The organism is Thalassospira sp. A40-3, from assembly GCF_015871485.1.
Taxonomy (GTDB): Bacteria; Pseudomonadota; Alphaproteobacteria; order Rhodospirillales; family Thalassospiraceae; genus Thalassospira; species Thalassospira tepidiphila.
Genome location: NZ_CP065428.1, coordinates 2,723,033 through 2,745,687 on the forward strand (window position 1 = coordinate 2,723,033; position 22,655 = coordinate 2,745,687).

The window sequence follows — 22,655 nt, forward strand, 5'->3', positions numbered from 1 at the left end:
ATTGCAAAATTTCACTCGACAAACCGGCAAAATTTCGTTTGAATCAGGGTGAAAAAAGATAATTCGTCATTTCCTCATACTTTATGGCTATTGCTTGTCGGCGGAACTCAAGTAGGCTTTGAAGCAACAATTGGATTTCAGAACGCTGATCCCCAGATATTGAGCAACGGGCGTCAGTTCGGCCAACGGAAATTATTCGTCCCGACCGGAATTCTGAAAAAAGCCAGATTACGCGCGCGGGTACGCTGTGCGCGGATAAAACAGGGTGAAATGCCGTAAACCAGGTCGGTGACCACTTAAACCTTTGTCGGTCACCCGGGAGTGAGAATAAATGCTGTATCACCTTTATGAATTGCAGCACGCCACAATAAGCCCGCTTCGCATGGCCGCTGATGCCAGCAAGAAGTGGCTGCGCAATCCGGCCAATCCAATGTCCTATACCCATCAGGGTCGGGCAGCGGCCGCGGCGTGTGACGTGTTCACGCATATTACCCATCGTTACGGCAAACCGGAATTCGGTCTGGACACGACGGTGATCAACGGTGAAACCGTGCCGGTCACCGAAGAAATCGTCCACAGCGAAGCTTTTTGCAACCTGTTGCATTTCAAGCGCGAAACCGACCATCTGAAAACGCAGCCCGATGACCCGCGCCTGTTGATTGTGGCACCGCTTTCCGGGCACTTTTCAACGCTTCTGCGCGGCACGGTCGAAGCACTTCTGCCCGATCATGATGTCTATATCACCGACTGGATTGACGCCCGCCTGGTGCCTGTCCATCTCGGCCACTTCGATCTGGATAGCTATATCGATTATCTGATGCGCTTCCTGCGCAAGCTTGGCCCGAACACGCATATGATGGCCGTTTGCCAGCCGTCCGTGCCGGTGGTTGCCGCAGCATCCCTGATGGCAGCAGGCAACGAAGCCTGCCAGCCAGCATCGATGACGCTGATGGGGGGCCCGATTGATACCCGCGAAAACCCGACCGAGGTCAACAAGTTCGCCAAGCAACATACCCTTGACTGGTTTGAGCAACATGTGATTTCCCACGTGCCCCTGCCGCATGCGGGTGTGATGCGCCGGGTGTACCCGGGCTTTATGCAGCTTGCCGGTTTCATGAGCATGAATTGGGATCGTCACGTTTCCGCCCATCACGACATGTTCAATCACCTAGTCGAAGGTGACGGCGAAAGTGCTGATGCCAAGCGTCATTTCTATCAGGAATATCTGGCGGTCATGGATATGACGGCCGAGTTTTATCTGCAGACGCTGAAGGTCGTATTCCACGAACACAGCCTGCCCGAAGGTACGATGCGCTGGCAGGGTGTTCCGGTTGATCCATCCGCCATCACCAAAACGGCCCTTCTGACGGTCGAAGGTGAACGTGATGACATTACCGGCATGGGTCAGACCCGCGCGGCCCATAAACTGACCACCAATCTGCCTGACAATATGCGCATGCATCATCTTCAGCAGGGTGTCGGCCATTACGGTGTCTTTAACGGGCGTCGCTGGCGTGAACAGATCAGCCCGCGGATCAAGGAATTCATCCGCCGCCACGATCACGAAGGCAAAGGTGCGCGAAGCGCCCCCAATGTCACGCATATCAACGCGGCCGAATAACGTTTAGCCGCAACCATATCAAAAGCCGCCTGCATAAAAACAGGCGGCTTTTTTGGTTTGATCGCAGTACTGCCAATGACAAGAAGACGCAGGTGAACCGCCCTTCACGGCAACGCGTAAAGTTTTAAACAGCAAAACAACGACTGAGCCCACCACCATGACCAGTTTGACGACATTTGACACTTTTCCAAAAGACAGCCTTGCCGTGGTCTGCGGCGCGACGGGTGGGATCGGAAAAGCCTTTGTCGATCATTTGCAGGCCAGCGGGCGGTTTTCCGGGGTGATCGCGCTTTCGCGATCCAGCAGTCCTGCCCTTGATTTTGATCGCCCGGAAACCGTTGCCGAATGCGCGGATTATGTCAAAACGCTTGGTGGCGAAGTGCGTCTGATCATTGATGCCACTGGCTATCTGCATGATGAAACCTTCCAGCCGGAAAAATCCCTGCGCCACATTGATGCCAACTACATGGCCAAGCAGTTTCAGATTAACGCGATTGGCCCGGCGCTTTTGATGAAGCATTTCTGCCCTCTGTTGCCGCGTTCAGGCAAATCGGTGTTTGCCACTCTGTCGGCTAAGGTTGGAAGTATCGGGGATAATCGCATGGGGGGCTGGTATGGGTACCGTGCGGCCAAGGCAGCGCTTAATCAGTTGGTCAAATGCACCGCGATTGAAATCGGGCGGAACAAACGTGATTGCGTTTGCGTGGCCCTTCATCCCGGCACGGTCGATACCGGGCTTTCCGGTCCGTTTACCAAATCCGGACTGAAAGTACAAAGCCCGGTCGAGGCGACGGCCAATATGCTGAACGTCATTGATCAGCTTGATGCCCAGCAATCGGGCGGGTTCTTTGCCTATGACGGCACGGAACTGCCTTGGTGAGGCGGGCTTAATCAAACAGCTTGGTCAGAAGGGCGTGCTGTAACAGGATTACGGTCTTGGCATCGCGGATGCGTCCATCGGCCATCATCGGAATGATGTCGTCAAAGCCGATCTCAAGCACATGGATATCCTCGCCCTCTTCGTGCAGACCGCCACCATCGCCTTCGCGGTGATCGCGGGTGACTTCGGCAACAAACAGATGCAGACGTTCGGTGACGGATCCCGGGCTCATGAACAGATCAAAGACCTGGTGGGGCTTTCCGATCTTATAGCCGGTTTCTTCTTCGACCTCGGCAATGATGGCTGCGGCCGGATCACGATCATCAAGCACACCTGCGGGCACTTCGATCAACATGCCGTCTTCGTTGCCATTGACAAAGCTTGGCAGGCGAAACTGACGGGTGAGGATAACGGTACGGTCCGCACGGTTATAAAGCAGGATGCCCGCGCCATTGCCACGTTCATAAGCTTCGCGCGTCTGGCTTTGCCACGATCCATCTGATCGTTTCAGATCAAAGCTGACGCGATAAAGCCGATACCAGTTGTCCGACAGACATTCGACATCACTGACACGGACGTGATCCTGATCGGGAATAGACCAACCTTTGGGCAGATCGAACATGATGGCGTCACCGGACTAGCGTTTCAGGAAGGCAGACAGGGTCAAAAGGACCGCGTCGGGTTTCTCGGCATGCACCCAGTGGCCTGCGCCCTTGATGCTGGTAAAGGCCGCCTTGGGGAAAAGCGACTTGATGTGATCGCGGTCCTTGGGATCGACATAGTGCGAGTTCGCACCCGAAATAAACAGGACATCGCCATCATACTGATCGGCAAGCCCGTCCGTTGGCCAGCCGATGATATCGTCAAGATGATTGGCCATGGCATCAATATTGACCTGCCATGACATAGCACCCGTTTCCTTGTCTGTCGCGACATTCTGGGCAAGGAATTGACGCACGCCCTTTTCCGAAACACCGGAGGACAGGGCGTCTTCGACCTCGGCGCGGCGCGAAATAGCGGAAAAGTCGACATCGCGCATGGCGCTGATATAGCCGCTATAATCATGGTCATAGGAAACCGGGGCAATATCGACCACGACCAGATCGGCAACCAAACCGGCATCAGCCGACAGGGCAAGCACCATGGATGCCTTGCCGCCCATCGAATGCCCGACCAGATGCACCGGTTTATCGGATACCTCGCCGATCAGTTCGGCCAGGTCGGCCGCCATGGCCGGATAGGTCATTTCCGCGTCCCAGTCGGAGCGTCCGTGATTTCGCAAATCAGCGGTGACAACGTGATACTTTTCCGCCAGTCGCCGTGCGATGGCCGTCCAGTTTCGGGCCTGACCAAACAGGCCATGGACAATCACGATGGTGCCGTTGTCACGGTTTTCTTCGCCAAAGGCGTAATGGGCTAGTTTCATAAAGGCCAACTTCTGCGCAATTCGAACGGGGTCGATCCCCCTTAATAGCGGTGCAAACTGCGAAGGTGAAGTGCCCAAACAAAAACACCTCCGCAACAACGAGATGCGGAGGCGTTTTTAAGCGTACCGGTTGAACGGTCGCAGGGTGTGGTCAGCCGCGCAATTACGCGCCAGCAGCAACACCACCGTGGGGTTTGTTGTGTGCGCCAAACAGGGCACCAACTTTGCGTACCAGTGCAACAAGCATCTGACGCATAGCCTGTGCACGGAGGTGTTCAGCTTCGCGCTGCAGGGCAACCAGGTCATAATCACGATACATTTTCATGTCCGTTTCCTCTTAAAAGCATCCGGCGTTGTTCCCGCCGGGGTTTCGCTGTGTGTTTCGTTAAACCCGGTGTACGCCTGTTTGATCATACCGACGAGAAGAGTTTTATCACCCCAAACATGCACTCAACGCATACCTATGATCAGCAATGAGATAATTCCGTCATGCATATTTCACATATTTGTATCATGACAAATAAGGCGTTCGTTTTGCTCACATTTTCAGATCTGGAAACCCTCAACACCCCGCCAAATCTATGATGATCCTAATATGAAGATGCTCTGCCCGACGGTATTTCAAGTCCTGCGCAGAAGAAAAATCATCGAAAAATACTTGGTGCAGATCGATTTTTCGCCAAATGCGGTCAAAATTGCAGATATTTTCGCCAGAGTCACACCGCACAATTTTGCATAGCTCATCCAAAAGCAGAAAACGGCAATACCCGATCAGGATATTGCCGTTTTACGATCCGCCTATTCGCGTGTTCTTTACACGCCGTCAGTTGCCCGACTTAAGGGCGTAATTGAGGTATTTGGGCTCAAGATATTCCTCAAGCCCCCAATGACCGCCTTCGCGGCCCTGACCACTTTCCTTGACCCCGCCAAACGGCGCACCTTCGTGGCTGGTGGTACCATCATTGATGCCGACCACCCCGACTTCCAGACGATCGGCAAGCCGTTGGATACGCCCGATATCGCGACTGTAGATATAAGAAGACAGTCCCGTGCGCACCCGATTGGCAAGTGTGATCACGTCATCTTCGGTGCCAAACCGATAGATCGGGGCCACCGGGGCAAACAGCTCTTCGTCAAAGCAATCCGCATCATCGGGCACATCGGTCATCACAAGTGGCCGGGTGAAAAAGCCTTCGTCGGGCAAGGCCGCGCCATAGATCAGGTTTGCACCGCGCTTTTGGGCATCGGCGACAAGGCGTTCGACCTTCGCCACCGCCTGACGGTTGATCAGTGGCCCCAATTCCGTGCCGGGCACAAATCCATTGCCAATGATCTGTGCCTTGCTGGCCGCAACAAACTTTTCGACAAAGGCATCATAGACACCGTCCTGGACGAAAATGCGGTTGGCACAAACGCAGGTCTGGCCGCTGTTGCGGAACTTTGAAATCATCGCGCCCGCAACGGCCGCATCAAGATCAGCGTCATCCATGACGATAAAGGGCGCATTGCCGCCGAGCTCCAGCGACAGCTTTTTCATCGTCGGCGCGCACTGTTCCATCAACCGTTTGCCCACCGAGGTTGAACCGGTGAAGGACAACATCCGAACACGCTGATCGCCCGTCAGGGCCTCGCCTATCGGGTGGGGCAAACCGGTCACGACGTTAAACACACCCGGCGGGAAACCGGCCTTTTCGGCAAGCTTGGCGGCGGCCAATGCCGAAAGCGGGGTATCCTCGGCCGGTTTGACAATCACGGTACAGCCCGCCGCCAAGGCAGGCGCACATTTGCGCACCACCATGGTCAGCGGGAAGTTCCAGGGCGTAATCGCCGCGACCACACCTACGGGATGTTTTTGCACAACAACGCGACGATCGCGCTGGGTTGCGGGCATGGTCTGGCCATAGGCGCGCTTGGCTTCTTCGCCATACCATTCGGCATAGGCAATTGCACCGACCACTTCGCGAAGCGCCTGATCAAGCGGTTTTCCCTGTTCAAGGGTGATCAGGGCAGCCAGGTCTTCTTGATGGGTTTCAAGCAAGTCACGCCAGCGGCGCAAGATATCTGCCCGTTCGCGTGCCAGCATGCGCGACCATGACGGAAAGGCCGCGTGGGCAGCATCAATCGCCTGCCGGGCCTCCGATGTGCGCATAAATGGCACTGTGCCAATCACGTCCCCCTTGGCCGGGTCGATCACGTCCAGCGTTTCACGGCTGTCGGCCGCCCGCCATTCCCCGTTGATATAGGCATGTTTAAGGTTCCAGTCCCGGATAAGGGCGCGTGCACGCGCGCGTCCCTCGCGAATGAGGGCCTCATTAGCCTGCGGATCCGGGGCGGATGATGCGGAGGGTGAATTATTCCGGGTGGCAGCGGACATGGGCGGAACTTCCTTGGCACGCGATAACAAAAACTTTGGTGATCACGCGCTTGTGATTACAGTTTCGGGGGCACTGCTGGGACACTAAGCCTTGCGGCGGGCTAATGGCAATAACGTGCTTACATCTCAATATAAAAAACTAAACTGAACGCTGCACTCAGAGAGACACTTTAACGCGTTTTGGAGAGAGAACCCAAGATGAAGAAGCTCCTTTTTGCCGGTCTCCTCGGCACGATCATAACTGCAGGTGCCGCATTCCCGATGATGGCACAGGCCGATGAAGCATCCGACAACGCCGCGGTTGAAAACCGCAAGATGCTGATGGATGGCATCGGCGGCGCGATGGGCACACTTGGCTGCTATATGAAAGGCGAATGCACCCTGCCCGATCCGGTTCTGGCCAATCTGGCCAAGGGCATTGCGTTTTCGGCGGGTGCCGTCCCGGCGGCGTTTGAGCCGCAAACCCCGGATGCGTCCGTCAAGACAACGGCAAGTGCCGATATCTGGACCAACTGGGATGATTTCTCTGGTCGCTTCCCGGAAATGCAGCAGGCTGCGCTTGCGCTGGCCGATGCGGTTGGTGACAAGGGTGCGATGGGCGCTGCGATGGGTAATCTTGGCAAGTCCTGCAAAGGTTGCCACGACGAGTTCCGCACCAAGTAAAATTTGATCTTGCGGCCCCACCCGATCATGGGGTTTGCAGGCAATTCAAAAAGGCCAACGTTCCATCAAGGGAACGTTGGCCTTTATTATTATCCGCAGCCCCGAACTAACCGCGCGCCAGCGTCACACCGCCCCAAACCACAAGCGCACAGACAATCAGGATCACAATCCCCAGCACGGGTGAGGCAAACCGGATGTTTGCAAAGCGCCCTGCCAGTTCGGCGGGCACGCGGCGGGTGCCTATCACAATCGCCCGGATCAGGTTTTCGCGCTTTACGACCAGATAAAACAGCGCGGCAAAGACGTGCAGCCCGACGGCGGCATAGATCAGGTTGATGTTGGTGTGGTGGATCCAGTTCATGGTGTTGGCCACATCGGAACTGACATAGGCCACAAGCGGCCCATCAAAGAACAGGAAGGTATCTTCGCTGGCAAACAGGCCAGATACCGCTTGCACCCCGACCAGCAAAATCATGACCAAAACCATCCAGCCCCCGGCCGGGTTATGCCCGGTATATGTCAGTTCAGAGATCGAACCGTTAGGCAATTTTCCGAGATAACCGATCACATGGCTTGGACCGGTCAGGAAATCGGCAAAGCGGGCGTTTGAGCTTCCGACAAAGCCCCAGATGATACGAAAGATCATAAGAGCAAGCACGCTGTAACCGGCGATAGCATGGATATCAATCATCACCTGACGATTGCTCCACCAGGCCGTCACAATGGCAACGACAAGAGCCCAATGAAACAGGCGAACCGGGAAATCCCAAAGTTTGACTTTCTTCTCGTCTGCGGACGGGGTGCTCATCGGGTCTCTCTCTTTGCACGAACAGGGGTTATTCAATTGCGGAAAATATCGCACAGCAGTTTCCGTCAAGAAACTTAAAGACAGATCAATTTTCCATACCAGGACAAATTGCCCGCGGATGCCGGGTCAACCAACGGTTATCACATTACCGAAACCTAAAACTTTGCGAATTGGCAATTCTTTAATTGAAAATCATTCTCACAAGCAGTATCAATTGGCGGAAGCAAAGTGATCAGGGTCACAGTTCCTGTGCGCGTTCAGTTTTGAGCGTGACGGATTTTCACCTTGATCGACGGGGCTTTTGCCCTTGGCTCACCATTCAGGGATAGATGGGAACTCCTATGAAGATCGCAAAGATTCTGGGTACGGCCGCACTGGTCACTACCCTTGGCGCGCAGGCATATGCCGCACCGGCCGCCAAAGACGTGCTGACCACTTATGCCGATATCGCGCATGCCGGTTACGAAGATTCACTGATCACCGCCAAGGAACTGCAGGCGGCGATTGATGAACTGGTCGCAAATCCGTCGGCCACGACCTTTGATGCCGCGAAGTCCGCATGGCTGGCGTCGCGCGCCCCCTATCAGCAGACCGAAGTTTACCGTTTCGGCAACGCGATTGTTGATGACTGGGAAGGCAAGGTTAATGCCTGGCCGCTTGATGAAGGTCTGATCGACTATGTCGAAACCGGCCTTTACGGCGAAGAAAGCGAAGAAAACCCGGCTTATACAGCCAATGTTATTGCCAACCCGACCCTGACCATCTCGGGCGAAACCATTGATGCCTCGACCATTGATGCAGCTTTGCTTGAAAGCCTGCATGAAATTGACGACGTCGAAGCCAACGTTGCCACCGGCTACCACGCGATTGAATTCCTGCTTTGGGGTCAGGACCTCAATGGAACCGATGCCGGTGCCGGCGAACGCAAATGGACCGACTATGCATCGGGTGATGCCTGCACCAATGGCAATTGCGACCGTCGTGGTGAATACCTTCAGGCGGCAGTTGATCTGATGGTGTCTGATCTTGAATGGATGACCGCGCAGTGGGCCGAAGGCGGCGAAGCACGCGAAACCGTTCTTGAAGGTGATGGCGTTCCGGGCCTGACCGCGATTGTGACCGGCATGGGTTCGCTTTCTTATGGCGAACTGGGCGGCGAGCGGACCAAGCTTGGCCTGCTGCTGCATGATCCGGAAGAAGAGCATGACTGCTTCTCGGACAACACTCACAACAGCCACTTCTATGACGCGCTGGGCATCCAGAACGTTTACCTTGGCCGTTACACCCGTGTTGATGGTTCGGTTGTTGAAGGTCCGTCGCTTTCTGATCTGGTTGCGGCCAACGACGCGGCACTGGACACCGAACTGCGCGCCAAGCTGGCGGCATCGGTTGTTGCCGGCAAAGTCATGGTCACCCGCGCACAGGGCGGCGAAGCCTTTGATCAGCTGATTGCCATGGGCAACGAAGATGGCAATGCCGTCGTTCAGTCCTTCGTTGATGCGCTTGTCGATCAGACCAAATCGATCGAACAGATCATTGCCGCGGTCGGCATTGATGGTATCGAGTTCGAAGGTTCCGACAGCCTCGACAACCCGGCTGCTGTCAACTAATCCTGATCATCAGGCACCTGCCTGACTGACTGTGAACGGCGGGGGATGAATTCTCCCGCCGTTTTGCTTTGACCCCGAATTAGAAGACTTCCATGAACCGTCCCGCACGCACGCCGCTGTTTTCATTCCCGTTCTGGCTGGCATCCATTGGCCTTGCTATTGCGCCAATCGTCGTTAATGCACAGACCACAGGTGACCCTGCCCTGGCCGGCGGCGAAACAAGCTCGACCGGGACAAAGGGCCGCAATGCCTTCCTGCACCAATCCGCCAATATGAGCTTTGAAAAGCGGCTTGATTTCAAGCTGGGTGAAGCCCTTTTTCAAAGATTATGGGTCACTGCCCCGACCCGCACCAAGGCGGCAGATGGTTTGGGTCCGCTGTTTAATTCACGCGCCTGTAGCGGATGCCATATCCGCAATGGCCGCGGTCATCCTGTCGATGAAAATGATAGCGAGGCCGGGGCAACATCAATGTTGCTGCGCCTGTCCATCCCGCCACAAACCGCCGCACAACTCCGCGACCATCTGGATGGCAAACTGGCCACCCTTCCCGACCCGGTTTACGGCGGCCAGTTTCAGGATTTCTCGATCCCGGGCATTCAGGCCGAGGGGCGGGTCAAGGTGACCTATACAACAACCGACATTCTTTTGGCCGGGGGTGAGACGGTTACCTTGCGCAACCCAAGCTATGAAATGACCGATCTGGCCTATGGGCCGCTGCATCGCGATGTCATGGTGTCCCCGCGCCTTGCCCCACCGATGATCGGGCTTGGGCTGCTGGAAGCCATTCCTGACAGCACCCTGATCGCGGCAAGTGATCCGCAGGATAAAGATGGCGATGGCATTTCGGGGCGGTTTAATCAGGTCTGGGACATTGCCAAATCAGAAATGGCGATTGGTCGATTTGGCTGGAAGGCTGGCATGCCGACCCTTGATCAGCAAAACCAGAATGCATTCCAGTTTGATATCGGCCTTTCCACCCCGCTTTATCCAAATGCCAGCGGCGATTGCACGACTGCGCAAACGGACTGCATCACTGCGCCCGATGGCAATGACGAAGAATTCGAGGGGCTGGAAGTCCATTCGGTGATGACCGATCTGGTGCTGTATTACGCGCGTAACATTGCCCCGCCGGCCCGCCCGAACGCCAATGATGCGGATGTTTTAGCGGGCGAAAAGATCTTTGACGCAATCGGCTGTGCATCCTGCCACACACCGCGCTACGACTTGCCCGAACGTGCTGACCTGCCCGAACAATCCGGGCAGGTGATCTGGCCTTACACGGATCTGTTGTTACACGACATGGGCGACGGCCTTGCCGATCATCGGCCAGAGGCACAGGCATCGGGCACTGAATGGCGCACGCCACCGCTTTGGGGGATTGGCCGCGCGCAAGAGATTGATCCACGTGCCCGCTTCCTGCATGACGGGCGGGCACGAACCATTCTTGAAGCGATCCTGTGGCATGGGGGCGAGGCCGAAAACGCCCGCGAAGCAGTCACAAAGCTGCCACCATCGGAACGCAGTCAATTGTTGGCATTTCTAAAGTCATTGTGACGCGGTATATGTCGCAAGACCGAATACCAAACCAGACACCAAATCACGTGAATATCGGGATAAGTCATATGTTCTGCAAACCGAGCTGGCGCACCTTGTTGCTTTCGACCACCACCGTTCTTGCTGTTGGTGTGACCAGTCCCGCTGCCCGTGCCGATATTCCCGATGAAAATTATCAGCCGGTTCTGGCGCACTTGCTGGGCACCGTAATGCCGCCCAAGCTTGATGACTTCCATGCTGCGACGGAAAATCTGACCAGCGAGTTCAAGGATTTCTGTTCAGATCCGGATAAGGGCGGACTTGAAGACACCCAAGCGGCCTTTCACGCGGCGATGGATATCTGGCAGGAAATACAACCCTGGCGCATGGGGCCGCTGGTTGCCAATGGCCGTGATCAGCATATCGAATACTGGCCGGACAAACATGGCACGGCTGCGCGCCAGTTTCGCAAGCTGATGTTTGATAAACCGGCCGCCTATACCGATCCCGAAAAGCTCTCCGGTGCCAGTGCAGCACTTCAGGGTTTCCCGGCACTCGAGGAAGTCCTGTTTGCCGATGATCACGGTGATCAGATGATTGCGGCCAATGAAGATGGCGTGTTCCTGTGCCAGTACGGCACGGCAATTGCCACCAACCTTGGTACGCTTTCTGGCGAATTGCAGGACGAATGGCCGGCATTTGCCACCGCCATGGAAAATGCCGGACCGGACAGCATGGATTATCCCACTGCCAAGTTTGCCGCGACCGATCTGTATCGTGCCCTGCATGAAGGCCTTTTGATCATCTCAAGCCAGAAGCTTGCCCGTCCGCTTGGCGATGGCGAGGAGGACGCCAGTGCAAGCCGCGCGGAAAGCCCGATCTCGGAACGATCGCTTCGCAATATCGAACATAACCTGATTGGTCTGTTTGCCATCTATGACGGAACCTGGGGGGATGTTGGTGAAGAAGGTAAAGGCCTGGCCGCCCTGATTGATAACAGCCTGCTGGATCGGTCGTTCAAGCTTAACTGGCAGACTGTTGGCGACACAGTGGCAGAGCTACCGCCCTCTATTGCCGAGGTACTGGAACAGCCCGATGGTTATGCAATACTGACAGACCTTAAGGGGCAGATTGATTTCCTGACCACGCTTGTTGAAAACGATGTCGGCGGCAATACCCAGCTTGGTGGCGGCTTTAACGCGCTGGATGGAGACTAGGGCTCAGACGGCAGGAGATCAAAGATGGCATATCAACGTCGCAGTTTCCTGAAACTCATGGGTGTTGGCGGGGCCTTCACCCTGTTGCCGATGGGCCTTGCCCGTGCGGCAACCGCGCCAAAGCCCGAAGACCGCGCGGTTTATATCTCCGCCAGTGCCGGGGATAATGGCGATTATTATGTCACCGCATTTAATGCTTCGGGCAAGATCCTGTTTGAACAGCCCCTGCCCGGCCGAGGTCATGATATCGGCCTGCGCCCCAACCATGTTGATGTCGCAGCGGTTGAACGCCGTCCGGGACTTTATGGCCTGATCCTGGATCGCCATACCGGGGATGTGCGCGCCAAACTGCATTGTCCGGAAGACCGCCGGTTTTATGGCCATGCGATCTATTCCAATGATGGGCGTTATCTTTACATCACTGAAAACGATTTTGATCATGCGCGCGGGGTTGTTTCCGTGTGGGATGCCGAGGATGGCTATCGCCGGGTGGCGGAATTCGACAGCTTTGGCACCGGCCCGCATGAATTGCATCTGATGCCGGATGGCGAACATCTGGTGATTGCCAATGGCGGGCTGCACACCCATCCCGATCAGGACGGGCGCACACCACTTAATATCAGCTCGATGCAACCCAATCTGTCGATCATTGATCTCAGCAACGGCAAGCTTGTTCACCAGGCAGCGCTGAAACATGACTGGCACAAACTTTCGATCCGCCATCTCGATGTCGCATCGAATGGCACGATTGCCGCTGGCTTCCAGTATCAGGGCGATCTGACCGATCAGGTGCCGCTTGTCGGCATTTGGCACCCGGGATCAGACATCCGCCCGCTTGAGGCCCCGGATACGGTTCAGTACCGCATGCGGCAATATTGCGGGTCGGTGCGGTTTGATGCATCGGGCCAGGTATTTGGCATTTCCTGCCCACGCGGCGGGCTTGTGACCTTTTGGGATGCGCAAACCAATGACTTCCTGACCCATATCGCCGCCCCGGATGGCTGCGGCCTTGCCGCGACGGATCGGGCCGGTGAATTTGTTGGCACCAGTGGCCTTGGCAATGGCTGGCGGATGGATGCGATTCGCCGTAAGCGGGTAGAACTGCCCGACGATTCTTTGAAATCGCAGCATTGGGACAATCATTTACGCCGGATCATTACCTGAACAAAGCCGACGATAAAATCATTCAAAACCCGCACAAACGCTGCGGGTTTTTCTATTTACGTCATCTGAATATCGCGGAAATCCGGGCATAAGCACCACGATTAACCAACCAGTTTTGTCGGGATATTTATATCAGAAAGGCATCAACCAAAAGTTTTTCGCAAATGAGAACGATTTTCACTTGCGTCGGTGTTTTTTCTTACCTATAACGGGTCTCGACACAGCCCGCGAATGAAACCCATTCGCACTTGTCCCCAAGCGGCTTGTCTCTCAGACCTATGGGTCCTCTCTCCCCATAGGCCTCTCAAGGTGGAAAAGCGGTGGTTATCGATGCGGGAAACGATAACCGCCGCTTTCTCTTTTCCGGCCAAATTCCACAACAACACCAACACGCAAAAACAAAAACACCCGGACGATTGATCCGGGTGATGTGGTTATTGACCGGTGCCTTATTGGATCAGACGGTTTTGGAAAGCTTGTCACCCGCCGTTTGAAGCACGTTTTTATAGAGATCATAGTTTTTACGTGCGTCGTCCTTGGGGGCGACGATACACAGCGTGGCAGAACAGATACCGCTTTGATTATAGACCGGGGCGGCAAAGCAATGGGTGAAGGTATCCACAATGCTGTCGAACGAGAAAAAGCGTTCGTCATGCGCACGGCGGATTTCGGCGATATAGGCTGCAATATCCATTTGACGCCCGTCGGGCAGGATAAAGTCCTCAGCCGGGATCAGTTCGCGGATTTCCTGATCACTCAGGTGCCCCAGCAAAAGCCGACCCGACGCTGTCCACGGAATGGCAGTCCGTTCCCCGACATCAGCAGAAATGCGAAACGGGCGGCTGCCTTCACGTTGCAAGGCGACGGTGTATTTGTTGCCATCAAGCATACAAAACTGGGAGGTTTCCTTGGTGCTTGCCGTGATTTCATCAAGAACCCCGGCCGCTTGCCGGGTCAGATCGAAATAATCACGATAAGCAAGGCCAAGGAAATAAACCCGCCGCCCCAAAAAGACCGAGCCATTGGCATCGGTCACTTCAAGCATGCCATGATCAATCAGCGTGCCGATCAGATCGTAAACCGTCGAGGTTGGCGCGCCCAAAGCCTGGGCGATTTCGGCAGGACGCTGAGAGGTTCTGACATCACGCAGATGGTCCAGAATATCGAACGCACGATCAATGCCGCGCGCACGCTTTCGTATCTGCTGTTCCGTCATAAACCCCTCATGTAACGTCTTAGCGCAATAATTGCAGACTGTTATGCCTTACGAAAGGCGATGCAGTCGACCTCTACTTTGCAATCAACAACCATCGAGGACTGCACGCAGGCACGTGCCGGGGGATTTTCGCTGAAATATTCCTCGAACACGCCATTGAACGACCAGAAATCGCGCGCATCATCAAGCCAGACACCAATGCGCATGATGTCAGCCGCAGTATAACCGGCATCTTCAACGATTTTGAGCATATTCTCAATCGCGATCCGGGACTGTTCGACAATGCCGTTGCCAACAACTTCACCGTCACGCATCGGGGTCTGGCCGGACACATAAAGCCAGCCATCCGCCTCGGTTGCCTTGGCAAATGGCAATGCCTTCTGACCGTTGCCCTTACCTTCGCCAACACCGTGTCTTTTAATGCTCATAAAAAATATCTCCTGGTTCTTAAAATTCAGAATTTGCAAGGAAGCCCTGCAAACGTTCAGTTTTCGGCGCACCGAAAATTTGTTCGGGGGCGCCTTCTTCGTGAATACGCCCCTGATGCATGAACACGACCTTGCTTGAAACATCGCGCGCAAACCGCATCTCGTGCGTCACAAGCAACATGGTCATGCCTTCATTTGCCAGATCACGAACAACTGCCAGCACCTCGGCCACCAGTTCCGGATCAAGTGCGGAAGTCACTTCGTCAAACAGCATGATCTGCGGGTTCATCGCGATGGCACGCGCAATCGCGACGCGCTGTTGCTGGCCACCGGAAAGCTGGCCGGGATAGTGATCGCGACGCTGGCCCATACCGACGCGCTCAAGCCATTTTTCGGCAATCGCCCGTGCTTCGTCCTTCGGCATTTTCTTGGTCTTGATCAAACCAAGCATGACGTTGCGAATGGCCGTCATATGCGGGAAAAGATTGAACTGCTGAAAAGCCATGCCGGTCATGGCACGTTGACGGGCAATTTCACGTTCCGACAGCCGGCGACGCTGTCCGCCGTCCTGTTTATAGCCGATAGACTGACCTGCCAGTTCAATCGAGCCCTGCTCAAAATCTTCCAGAAGGTTCACACAACGCAAAAGCGTGGTCTTGCCCGAACCGGACGATCCGATCAGCGAAACCACATCGCCCTGCTGCATGGTCAGGTCGATGCCCTTAAGCACTTCAACCTTGCCAAAGCTTTTGTGAAGGCCGGAAATAGTCAAAATTGGGGACATGATTGCCTCTTTATGGGATCGAAATGCGGCGTTCGACGGCACGACCAGCCTGTTCGATCACGAAGTTCAAAAGGAAATAGACAAAGCCCGCAAAGAGATAGAACTCAAGGCTGAGATAGGTGCGCGAGATAACCTGCTGGGTCGCAAGCAGAAGCTCCACCACGCCAATGATCGAAAGCAGCGTCGATGCCTTGACGATCTCGGTCGCGGTATTGACCCAGGTTGGCAGGATCTGGCGCAAAGCCTGGGGTAACAGCACATAAACAAAGGTTTGCCCAAATGTCAGACCGACCGATTTGGCAGCTTCGGTCTGGCCTTGCGGAATGGCGGACAAAGCCCCGCGGACGATTTCGCCAACATGGGATGAACAAAACAGCGTCAGTGCCAAAACACCGGCCTGAAACGCCGTCAGGTCAAGACCGACAACCGAAAGGATGTAGAAGCAGGCCAAAATCAGAACGAAGACCGGCGTTCCGCGCAGAAAGTCGATATACAACCGGACAACAAAGCGAAGCCACTTCGCGCCATATGTCATCGCCAAACCAACGAACACACCAAGGACTGATCCCAGAATAACCGAGGCAACCGAAATCAGGATTGTGTCACCCAGTCCCGAAAGCAGGCTTAGCCGCGCGTTCCACAATTCTGTCAGGAAAAGAGAGAAATTCATCTGATACCCCTTTAGCGTGGAACTGCAAGGCGCAGTTCGAGACGGCGCAGCAGAGCCGCAATCACATAACAGGCAACCACATAGATCATTGACGCGACCATCCATGTTTCAATCACACGGAAGCTCTCGACATTGATCTTGCGCGCATAAAAGGTCAGTTCCGGCACCGCGATGGCCGCGGCAAGGGAAGTGTCCTTGAACAGCGAAATGAAGTTGTTTGAAAGTGACGGCAGGACATTTCGAAACATCACCGGAATGATGATGTTGGTCTTGATCTTGAATTCCGTCAGACCAATCGCAAGGCCGGCTTCGCGCAGTCCCTTGGGCAACGCAACCAGACCGGATCGGAATACTTCGGCCAAATAGGCCCCGGCATAGATCGACAGCGTAAAGACAAAGGACGATATTTTGTCCAACGCGATACCCAGTTGCGGAAGCGCGAAATAGCAAAACAGAATAAGAACAAGGATCGGGGTATTGCGGATCGCGGAGACATAAGCCACCGCGATCCAGCGCAAGGTTCTGTGGCGCGAAAGCATCCCGAACGCCGCCAGAAGGCCGATCCCGCATCCAATCGCAATCGAGACAATGGCCAGAAACAGACCCAGCCCAAGCCCCTCTGCGAGGAGATCCCAGTTACGCCAGATGACGTCAAAGTTGAAATCGTAATTCAAAGCGGAATTCCCGAATGCTTGCGTTGATTACTTGTACTCGACAGGGAAGCCGATTTTCGGCGTTTCGAGCTCTTCACCAAACCAGGTTTTGAAGCTTTCAGCATAGAACGGGAATTCAACACCGGTCATGCCTTCATGCAGGACGGTATTGACGAAGTTCAACCAACGCTGATCGCCCGGTTTTACACCGCACGAATAGCTTTGCGGGTTCCAGGCATAGCCAGCATCCGTGTAACGATCCGGGTTCTGAACCATGAACCAACGAAGTGCAGACTGATCGGTTGCGGCGGCTTCGGCACGACCGGAATTAAGCGCCTGATACATCAGATCAACGCTGTCATACTGATCAACTTCCGCTTCTGGCAGGGCCGCGTGTACCATTTCTTCGGCATAGACGTTCTGCAGAACTGCGACGGTGACATCATCACCACCTTCTTTCAGCGCGTCATAATCGGCGTAGTCACCATTGGCCATCAGCAACAGACCAACACCTTCGCGATAGTAGGGAATGGTGAATTCGATCTGCTGGGCACGTTCAGCCGTGACCGTCATGAACTGGCAGGCCATATCGACCTTGTCGGTGACGAGGTTCGGAATACGAGCGTCGCCCGACTGCTGGACATACTCGATCTTGTCCGGGTCGCCAAACAGGGCCTTGGCCACAAGGCGGCCCATATCAACGTCAAAACCTTTGAGCTTGTTGTCTGAATCAACAAAGTGCCACGGCGGGTTGGTCGACCCGGTCCCAAGGACCAGATAGCCGCGATCAAGGACCTGCTGAAGTTTGCTTGTTTCCTGGGCGGATGCAGTGCCGAGTGCCGAAGCCGCCGTCGCGGTCATGACAGTTGCGACCGCCAGAGTTTTAAGAAATGCCATTTTTGTCTCCACTTTCAAATGAGCCACACATTCCTGGATCGTTTTTTGCTTTTCCGTTATAGCGGAATTAATACCGTTATTTCGGATTTACCCTAGCAGCGGCGTTCAAGATATGTCAATTTCGTTTTGCAAAAAGCTGAGAGCGCCAACCTCAAACCAATCAGGAACCAGCATGTTTGATACCCCTTGCCTTGTGATTGACCTCCCCGTCGTTGACGAAAACATTGCGCGTTTCCAAAACCTTGCCGATGCGGCGGGCCTTAAAACACGCCCGCATATCAAGACGCACAAACTGCCGTTTTTTGCCAAACGACAGATTGAGGCCGGGGCGATCGGCATCACCTGCCAGAAGACTGGTGAGGCCGAGGTTATGGTTGAGGGCGGACTCCGCGATATATTGCTGACCTACAACGTCATCGGTGATGCCAAACTTGATCGTCTGGCGGCACTGGCGCGCAAATGCACCCTGTCGGTCACCTGTGACAATCTGACCGTTGCCAAGGGGCTATCGGCGCGCTTTGCGGATGAAGAAACCGAGTTGACCGTTCTTGTGGAATGCGACACCGGTGCAGGACGGTGTGGTGTGCAAAGCCCGACTGATGCTGCCGAATTGGCATCAAGGATCAATGAGTTGCCCGGACTTCGATTTGGCGGGCTGATGACCTATCCGCCAATGGATCATGCAGAAAACGTCGACAAATGGTTGAGTGATGCCAAACAACGTCTCGAGGACGCCGGGCTACCTTGCCCGGTTGTTTCGACCGGTGGCACGCCAAATCTGGACGCCCTGCCCGCATTTGATCACGCAACTGAACACCGCGCCGGGACCTATATTTACAATGACCGTTCCCTGATTGCGCGCGGTGCATGTGGCGTTGAAAACTGTGCTGCGGTTGTTAAGACCACCGTGGTTTCCCGCCCGACGAAAACCCGTGCCATCATCGATGCAGGATCAAAGGCGCTGAGTTCCGACCTGCTGGGCCTTGAGGGCTTTGGCATGGTCCGCGAGGCACCGGATGCATCAATTGTTGGCCTGTCCGAAGAACACGGCATCATTGAGCTTGGTGACAGCGATTGGGACCCGGCAGTTGGTGACGTGATTTCGATTATCCCCAATCACATCTGCGTCGTGACCAATCTGTTTCCGACCGTCTGGATCAAGGATCAGAACGGCGAAATGATGGAAATGCCGGTCGCCGCACGCGGGATGCTGCGTTAATCCGCATCAGGGAGTTTTTTTTGATGTCTGTTGATGTCATTTGCATTGGCGAAGCCATGGGCGAGATTTCGTTCGACCCGGCAGGAAACGCCAGCGTCAAGGTTGGCGGTGATACGTTTAATACTGCGGTCTATCTTGGTCGCCTTGGGATCAAATGCGCCTTTGCCTCTGCCGTCGGCGAAGACCCGTTTGGTGAGCAGATCCGGTCCGTGCTGAAAGACAACCGGGTCAGTGATGCGTTCCTGATCAGCACGGATCAGGCAAATACCGGACTTTATTCCATCACCAACCGGGCGGACGGCGAACGATTTTTCCACTACTGGCGCAATCAGTCAGCCGCACGCCAAACCATGTCACTTGCTGACCAGGCATACCTGCAGGCGCTTGAAGATGCGCCGTGGCTGTATCTTTCAGGGATTAGCCTGCATGTGCTGGAAGACGACACCACGTGTCTGTTTCAGACCCTTCAGTCCCACAAAGACAAGGGTGGCAAGATCGCCTTTGATGGCAATTTCCGCCCCAAGCTTTGGTCTGGAAAGGAAGAACAGGCGCGCGAGACATACGCCCGCATCACCGCCCTTGCCGATGTCATGATGCCGACATTCGATGACGAACAGCTTCTTTGGGGTGATGAAACGGCGCAAGACACCGTGAACCGGATTGCCAAGCTGAGCCCTGCCCTGATTGTCGTCAAACAGGGGCAGCAAGGTTGCCTGCTTTATGAAGGTGGGGAAACTCACCATGTCCCGATCCCGGAACCGGTCACCCCGATTGACACGACGGCCGCCGGTGACAGCTTTAACGCGGGCTTCATGGCAGGCTTGCTCAAGGAACAGGACGGCGTGACAGCAACGCTTACCGGACACAAGCTTGCCAGCAAGGTCATCACCCATCGCGGAGCAATCATTCCAGCCGAGATGATGGCAGACCTTTAAGCAGCGAAACAAACCACTATCACAACACAAAGCCCGGCATCATGCCGGGCTTTGTTCATTATGGCCGATGTTCACCGTGTTCTATGCCTTGCGCAAGGCAATCAACAATCTTAGCGAGTTGATCGTCACCAGAACCGTCGCCCCGGTGTCGGCCAGAACAGCAAGCCAAAGACCGGTTAGACCGGTGATGGACGTAACCAGAAAGACCGCCTTAAGCCCCAATGCAATCGTGATGTTTTCACGGATCACCCGGCGTGCCGCACGCGACAGCTTCACCAGATTAACCACATCACCCAGCCGGTCCTTGACCGCCACCGCATCGGCGGCCTCAAGGGCGATATCCGTACCCCCGCCAATCGCGATACCAACATCGGCGGATTTCAGTGCCGGGGCATCGTTGATGCCATCCCCGACCATCGCCACCGGACCGGACCGTTTCGGATCAGCACGCAGTTCTGACAAGGCATTCAGTTTGTCTTCGGGCATCAGTTCGGCGCGATATTCCATGCCAAGCTCTGCGGCCATGCGCTTGGCAACCCGATCCGCATCGCCTGTTAACATCACAGGCGTGATGTTAAGCCTGTTAAGTTCGCCAAGTGCGTTCATCGCGTCACTGCGTGCAACGTCGCGCAAGGCCAGGGCACCGATTACCTGCCCGTCTTTCAGGATCACGACGGCAGTACTGCCTTCATCTTCTTGCGCGGTCAGCCAATCGCCAATTACGCCATCCGGCACGCCGTTCAGACGTTTGGCAGCCCCCACCTGATACAGTGCCCCGTCAATGCGTCCTTCGACACCGGCACCGGCAATGGTTCTGGCCTGTTCAACCACAGGCAGATCAAGATTGCGGTTTTCGGCGGCCGTGACGACAGCACGCGCAAGCGGGTGCGATGTGACGGCCTCAAGGGCTGCGGCAATCGTCAGAACACCATTCTCGCCATAGCCATCGGCTGTTTTGATTGCGCTTAGTTTCGGCTTGCCTTCGGTCAGCGTACCGGTTTTGTCAAATGCCATGGTGCGCACAGCCCCGATCAGCTCCAGCGCAGCCCCACCCTTGACCAGAAGACCGATCCTGGTCGCGCGTGCCAGGGCCGAGGTGACCGCCGCCGGTGTCGAGATCACCAGCGCACAAGGGCAGCCAATCAGAAGCAGGGCCAGACCGCGATAAATCCACTCTTCCCATGCCTGCCCGAACACCACCGGCGGGATCACGACCGTGGCGAGTGCGAGACCCATGATGATCGGGGTATAGATGCGGGCAAACTTGGCAACAAAGCGTTCGACAGGCGCCTTGTGCTTTTCGCTTTGCTCGACCAGCTCAATCACGCGGTCCAGCATGGTTTGGCCCGACGCACGGGTCACGCGAATGCGGACCGGACTGTCGGTGACAATCGCACCGGCAAAAACATCTGTGCCGGCGTCGCTATAGACCGGGACCGATTCACCCGTCAGGTGGCTGTTGTCGATCTCGGCCACACCACTTTCAATCACGCCATCAGATGGCACCCGTTCGCCCGGGCGGACTTCGATGATGTCGTCAATAACCAGATCACGCGGGGTCACGGTCTCAAAACCGGCATCTACAACACGCCGTGCCTGCTCCGGGGTAAGCTTCATCAAGGCCTGTACGCCGCTTCTGGCCCGTCCGGCCGCCACACCCTCAAGCCGCTCGCCAATGGCAAACAGCAAGACCACCATCCCGGCCTCAAGGCTTTCACCAATCGCCACTGCACCGATCACGGCAACCGACATCAGAAGCTCGATCGAAAACACCGCCCCGCTTTGCGCCAACCGCGCCGCCTTTTTCATCACAGGCAGCGCTGCCAACAGGGACGCCACCGACATGGCGTAAGGTGACGTCACCGGGAAAGTCGTACCAATCAGCCCGCCGAGTGCAAGGCAAATGGCGGCAAAGGCAATTTCGTCATTTTCCGACGACCATGGCGCGAAACGACGCAGAAGGCTCTGTTTAGATGCATTTTGCGCGTCATCTGCGGAATTCGATACCCCATCATTGGCGGTACTCGAGCCGCAACTGTTGCCAGCACAGCAAGACGATCCGCTTGCCTTTGCAGCCCCCGGGGCGTTCTTTTCCTGCGCCGGATATCCGAGCTTATTTAGGGTTTTGGTGATGTCTGAACGGGTTTCATCGTGGGCAGCATCAATGCCAAGCGTCACGGTTTCGCGCATCATCGATACATCGATGCATGAAACCCCCTCAAACTTGCCAAGGGCGGTTTCGATCTTGGCAACACATGACCCACAATCCATGCCAGTGACATGCCATTGGTAATGAACAATGTCCGTTTCATGGTTCTTGAGGATTTCCTGAAAGATGGAGGCATCATCTCCTTCGAGTGGCATCGGGGTAGAAATGCCTTGACCGTCATCGGAAAAACTTTGATGTGGTATTGCCTTAGCAAGAGCATTGACTAACGCTTCCCGGCATTGAGCACAGGAACCTACCGTCGGCATATCCGCCCATTTCGCGATGAAAGACATCCACAATCCCAAACAATCAAATTTCTATTCATATGTTAAGGTAAACGTATTTT

At 55.2% G+C, this 22,655-nt stretch carries 21 protein-coding genes; 9 read left to right on the forward strand and 12 right to left on the reverse strand.

The features are described 5' to 3' along the window. Window positions 1-331 precede the first annotated feature (331 nt). Complete coding sequence (locus IT893_RS12570; RefSeq protein ID WP_008892138.1) at window positions 332-1,621, forward strand: polyhydroxyalkanoate depolymerase; 1,290 nt, start codon at window positions 332-334, stop codon at window positions 1,619-1,621. A 157-nt stretch (window positions 1,622-1,778) separates the two neighbouring features. Further along, a complete protein-coding gene (locus tag IT893_RS12575; protein ID WP_197145361.1) occupies window positions 1,779-2,501 on the forward strand; it encodes an SDR family oxidoreductase in 723 nt (240 codons plus the stop codon). Between the two features lie 7 nt (window positions 2,502-2,508). Here IT893_RS12575 and IT893_RS12580 read toward each other — a convergent pair whose 3' ends face one another. The 4 genes from IT893_RS12580 to IT893_RS12595 form a co-directional block, all read right to left on the reverse strand. Continuing rightward, a complete protein-coding gene (locus IT893_RS12580) occupies window positions 2,509-3,123 on the reverse strand; it encodes an NUDIX domain-containing protein (protein WP_197145362.1) in 615 nt (204 codons plus the stop codon). Between the two features lie 15 nt (window positions 3,124-3,138). Beyond that, window positions 3,139-3,927 carry an alpha/beta fold hydrolase gene (locus IT893_RS12585; protein ID WP_197145363.1) on the reverse strand — a complete coding sequence of 263 codons (789 nt, stop codon included), beginning with the start codon at window positions 3,925-3,927 and terminating at the stop codon, window positions 3,139-3,141. 163 nt (window positions 3,928-4,090) lie between these two features. Beyond that, window positions 4,091-4,252 (reverse strand): RSP_7527 family protein, encoded by a 162-nt coding sequence (locus tag IT893_RS12590; RefSeq protein ID WP_157088485.1) that lies wholly within the window; start codon window positions 4,250-4,252, stop codon window positions 4,091-4,093. Window positions 4,253-4,750: 498 nt separating this feature from the next. Further along, window positions 4,751-6,301 carry an NAD-dependent succinate-semialdehyde dehydrogenase gene (locus tag IT893_RS12595; RefSeq protein ID WP_252723943.1) on the reverse strand — a complete coding sequence of 517 codons (1,551 nt, stop codon included), beginning with the start codon at window positions 6,299-6,301 and terminating at the stop codon, window positions 4,751-4,753. Between the two features lie 198 nt (window positions 6,302-6,499). On the opposite strand from IT893_RS12595, the gene IT893_RS12600 reads away from it, so the two are divergent. Further along, window positions 6,500-6,964 carry a cytochrome c gene (locus IT893_RS12600; RefSeq protein ID WP_197145364.1) on the forward strand — a complete coding sequence of 155 codons (465 nt, stop codon included), beginning with the start codon at window positions 6,500-6,502 and terminating at the stop codon, window positions 6,962-6,964. Between the two features lie 106 nt (window positions 6,965-7,070). On the opposite strand, the gene IT893_RS12605 is transcribed toward IT893_RS12600, so the two are convergent. Beyond that, a complete protein-coding gene (locus IT893_RS12605) occupies window positions 7,071-7,772 on the reverse strand; it encodes a cytochrome b/b6 domain-containing protein (RefSeq protein ID WP_197145365.1) in 702 nt (233 codons plus the stop codon). Window positions 7,773-8,113: 341 nt separating this feature from the next. Between IT893_RS12605 and IT893_RS12610 the strand changes: the two genes are divergently transcribed. The 4 genes from IT893_RS12610 to IT893_RS12625 all read left to right on the forward strand — a co-directional run bounded on the left by IT893_RS12610 (window position 8,114) and on the right by IT893_RS12625 (window position 13,298). Then, the gene (locus IT893_RS12610; protein ID WP_197145366.1) at window positions 8,114-9,382 is read left to right on the forward strand and encodes an imelysin family protein; all 1,269 of its coding nucleotides are present in this window, start codon (window positions 8,114-8,116) and stop codon (window positions 9,380-9,382) included. Between the two features lie 92 nt (window positions 9,383-9,474). Further along, window positions 9,475-10,938, forward strand: a complete 1,464-nt coding sequence (locus tag IT893_RS12615; protein WP_197145367.1) for a di-heme oxidoredictase family protein — start codon at window positions 9,475-9,477, stop codon at window positions 10,936-10,938. 68 nt (window positions 10,939-11,006) lie between these two features. Beyond that, a complete protein-coding gene (locus IT893_RS12620; RefSeq protein ID WP_197145368.1) occupies window positions 11,007-12,134 on the forward strand; it encodes an imelysin family protein in 1,128 nt (375 codons plus the stop codon). 24 nt (window positions 12,135-12,158) lie between these two features. Continuing rightward, window positions 12,159-13,298: a DUF1513 domain-containing protein gene (locus IT893_RS12625; protein ID WP_197145369.1), complete on the forward strand. Its 1,140-nt coding sequence runs from the start codon at window positions 12,159-12,161 to the stop codon at window positions 13,296-13,298. A 457-nt stretch (window positions 13,299-13,755) separates the two neighbouring features. Here the strand turns inward: IT893_RS12625 and IT893_RS12630 are convergent, their stop codons facing one another. Genes IT893_RS12630 through IT893_RS12655 form a run of 6 tightly spaced genes read right to left on the reverse strand, consistent with a single transcriptional unit; the run spans window position 13,756 to window position 17,946 of the window. Next, complete coding sequence (locus IT893_RS12630; protein ID WP_197145370.1) at window positions 13,756-14,514, reverse strand: IclR family transcriptional regulator; 759 nt, start codon at window positions 14,512-14,514, stop codon at window positions 13,756-13,758. 41 nt (window positions 14,515-14,555) lie between these two features. Then, window positions 14,556-14,942, reverse strand: coding sequence for a RidA family protein (locus tag IT893_RS12635; protein ID WP_064782279.1), 387 nt, complete (start codon window positions 14,940-14,942; stop codon window positions 14,556-14,558). A 19-nt stretch (window positions 14,943-14,961) separates the two neighbouring features. Further along, window positions 14,962-15,726: an amino acid ABC transporter ATP-binding protein gene (locus IT893_RS12640; protein WP_305791403.1), complete on the reverse strand. Its 765-nt coding sequence runs from the start codon at window positions 15,724-15,726 to the stop codon at window positions 14,962-14,964. A gap of 10 nt (window positions 15,727-15,736) precedes the next feature. Beyond that, on the reverse strand, window positions 15,737-16,396 hold the full coding sequence (locus tag IT893_RS12645; RefSeq protein WP_064782281.1) for an amino acid ABC transporter permease: 660 nt from the start codon (window positions 16,394-16,396) through the stop codon (window positions 15,737-15,739). Window positions 16,397-16,407: 11 nt separating this feature from the next. Then, a complete protein-coding gene (locus IT893_RS12650) occupies window positions 16,408-17,070 on the reverse strand; it encodes an amino acid ABC transporter permease (RefSeq protein ID WP_064782282.1) in 663 nt (220 codons plus the stop codon). Window positions 17,071-17,097: 27 nt separating this feature from the next. Next, window positions 17,098-17,946 (reverse strand): transporter substrate-binding domain-containing protein, encoded by an 849-nt coding sequence (locus IT893_RS12655; RefSeq protein WP_064782283.1) that lies wholly within the window; start codon window positions 17,944-17,946, stop codon window positions 17,098-17,100. A gap of 172 nt (window positions 17,947-18,118) precedes the next feature. Here IT893_RS12655 and IT893_RS12660 point away from each other — a divergent pair, with 172 nt between their 5' ends. Next, a complete protein-coding gene (locus tag IT893_RS12660) occupies window positions 18,119-19,165 on the forward strand; it encodes a D-TA family PLP-dependent enzyme (protein ID WP_197145371.1) in 1,047 nt (348 codons plus the stop codon). Window positions 19,166-19,188: 23 nt separating this feature from the next. After that, the gene (locus IT893_RS12665; protein ID WP_197145372.1) at window positions 19,189-20,100 is read left to right on the forward strand and encodes a sugar kinase; all 912 of its coding nucleotides are present in this window, start codon (window positions 19,189-19,191) and stop codon (window positions 20,098-20,100) included. An 81-nt stretch (window positions 20,101-20,181) separates the two neighbouring features. Here the strand turns inward: IT893_RS12665 and IT893_RS12670 are convergent, their stop codons facing one another. Continuing rightward, a complete protein-coding gene (locus tag IT893_RS12670; protein WP_252723944.1) occupies window positions 20,182-22,464 on the reverse strand; it encodes a heavy metal translocating P-type ATPase in 2,283 nt (760 codons plus the stop codon). Between the last annotated feature and the right edge of the window lie 191 nt (window positions 22,465-22,655).

What these genes read in the sequence shown, in the direction of transcription:
- IT893_RS12605 (WP_197145365.1), bottom strand. Translation starts at nt 7,772, where the DNA reads ATGAGCACCCCGTCCGCAGACGAGAAGAAAGTCAAACTTTGGGATTTC.
- IT893_RS12575 (WP_197145361.1), top strand. Translation starts at nt 1,779, where the DNA reads ATGACCAGTTTGACGACATTTGACACTTTTCCAAAAGACAGCCTTGCC.
- IT893_RS12580 (WP_197145362.1), bottom strand. Translation starts at nt 3,123, where the DNA reads ATGTTCGATCTGCCCAAAGGTTGGTCTATTCCCGATCAGGATCACGTC.
- IT893_RS12625 (WP_197145369.1), top strand. Translation starts at nt 12,159, where the DNA reads ATGGCATATCAACGTCGCAGTTTCCTGAAACTCATGGGTGTTGGCGGG.
- IT893_RS12620 (WP_197145368.1), top strand. Translation starts at nt 11,007, where the DNA reads ATGTTCTGCAAACCGAGCTGGCGCACCTTGTTGCTTTCGACCACCACC.
- IT893_RS12635 (WP_064782279.1), bottom strand. Translation starts at nt 14,942, where the DNA reads ATGAGCATTAAAAGACACGGTGTTGGCGAAGGTAAGGGCAACGGTCAG.
- IT893_RS12585 (WP_197145363.1), bottom strand. Translation starts at nt 3,927, where the DNA reads ATGAAACTAGCCCATTACGCCTTTGGCGAAGAAAACCGTGACAACGGC.
- IT893_RS12630 (WP_197145370.1), bottom strand. Translation starts at nt 14,514, where the DNA reads ATGACGGAACAGCAGATACGAAAGCGTGCGCGCGGCATTGATCGTGCG.
- IT893_RS12660 (WP_197145371.1), top strand. Translation starts at nt 18,119, where the DNA reads ATGTTTGATACCCCTTGCCTTGTGATTGACCTCCCCGTCGTTGACGAA.
- IT893_RS12590 (WP_157088485.1), bottom strand. Translation starts at nt 4,252, where the DNA reads ATGAAAATGTATCGTGATTATGACCTGGTTGCCCTGCAGCGCGAAGCT.
- IT893_RS12570 (WP_008892138.1), top strand. Translation starts at nt 332, where the DNA reads ATGCTGTATCACCTTTATGAATTGCAGCACGCCACAATAAGCCCGCTT.
- IT893_RS12655 (WP_064782283.1), bottom strand. Translation starts at nt 17,946, where the DNA reads ATGGCATTTCTTAAAACTCTGGCGGTCGCAACTGTCATGACCGCGACG.
- IT893_RS12610 (WP_197145366.1), top strand. Translation starts at nt 8,114, where the DNA reads ATGAAGATCGCAAAGATTCTGGGTACGGCCGCACTGGTCACTACCCTT.
- IT893_RS12600 (WP_197145364.1), top strand. Translation starts at nt 6,500, where the DNA reads ATGAAGAAGCTCCTTTTTGCCGGTCTCCTCGGCACGATCATAACTGCA.
- IT893_RS12595 (WP_252723943.1), bottom strand. Translation starts at nt 6,301, where the DNA reads ATGTCCGCTGCCACCCGGAATAATTCACCCTCCGCATCATCCGCCCCG.
- IT893_RS12645 (WP_064782281.1), bottom strand. Translation starts at nt 16,396, where the DNA reads ATGAATTTCTCTCTTTTCCTGACAGAATTGTGGAACGCGCGGCTAAGC.
- IT893_RS12640 (WP_305791403.1), bottom strand. Translation starts at nt 15,726, where the DNA reads ATGTCCCCAATTTTGACTATTTCCGGCCTTCACAAAAGCTTTGGCAAG.
- IT893_RS12670 (WP_252723944.1), bottom strand. Translation starts at nt 22,464, where the DNA reads ATGCCACTCGAAGGAGATGATGCCTCCATCTTTCAGGAAATCCTCAAG.
- IT893_RS12615 (WP_197145367.1), top strand. Translation starts at nt 9,475, where the DNA reads ATGAACCGTCCCGCACGCACGCCGCTGTTTTCATTCCCGTTCTGGCTG.
- IT893_RS12665 (WP_197145372.1), top strand. Translation starts at nt 19,189, where the DNA reads ATGTCTGTTGATGTCATTTGCATTGGCGAAGCCATGGGCGAGATTTCG.